This window comes from Listeria rocourtiae FSL F6-920 (genome assembly GCF_000525975.1).
In the GTDB taxonomy this organism is placed as follows: Bacteria; Bacillota; Bacilli; order Lactobacillales; family Listeriaceae; genus Listeria_A; species Listeria_A rocourtiae.
This window is the reverse complement of record NZ_AODK01000117.1, coordinates 1-542: the sequence shown is the minus strand read 5'-3', so window position 1 is coordinate 542 and position 542 is coordinate 1. Positions and strand designations below refer to the sequence as shown.

Annotated in this window: 2 tRNA genes and 1 rRNA gene; all 3 read right to left on the bottom strand. The window is 45.9% G+C overall.

The features are described 5' to 3' along the window. Window positions 1-160 precede the first annotated feature (160 nt). Window positions 161-236, bottom strand: a tRNA-Ala gene (locus PROCOU_RS16135). A 50-nt stretch (window positions 237-286) separates the two neighbouring features. Further along, a tRNA-Ile gene (locus tag PROCOU_RS16130) sits at window positions 287-360 on the bottom strand. 112 nt (window positions 361-472) lie between these two features. Beyond that, a 16S ribosomal RNA gene (locus tag PROCOU_RS16125) occupies window positions 473-542 on the bottom strand; the annotation flags it as partial.

The window sequence follows — 542 nt, the reverse complement described above, 5'->3', positions numbered from 1 at the left end:
CCACGGGTTGTTACCTAACGTCTTCAGCCAGCGATGGCTGTGTCAGTTAGTTGAAAGGTTACTTTCAGTTGATTCTCGGTTCTTACTTGGTTGGTACAAGTCTAAGACTTATACCGCACTTTACTAACTTTCTTATCTAGTTTTCAAAGAACAAGGTATTTGGTGGAGCCTAGCGGGATCGAACCGCTGACCTCCTGCGTGCAAAGCAGGCGCTCTCCCAGCTGAGCTAAGGCCCCATTGTAAGATGAGTATATATCACTAGTGGACGGCTTTCCTCAAAAGAAAGTGGGCCTAAATGGACTCGAACCATCGACCTCACGCTTATCAGGCGTGCGCTCTAACCAGCTGAGCTATAGGCCCGTCAATAAAAAGCGCCTCTTTCTAAAAAAAGGGCTCACCACTAACTAGAGATTAATCTCTCAAAACTGAACAAAACAAAAGATAAAACAAAAGCAGGTTTCCTTTTCCTTAGAAAGGAGGTGATCCAGCCGCACCTTCCGATACGGCTACCTTGTTACGACTTCACCCCAATTATCTGTCCC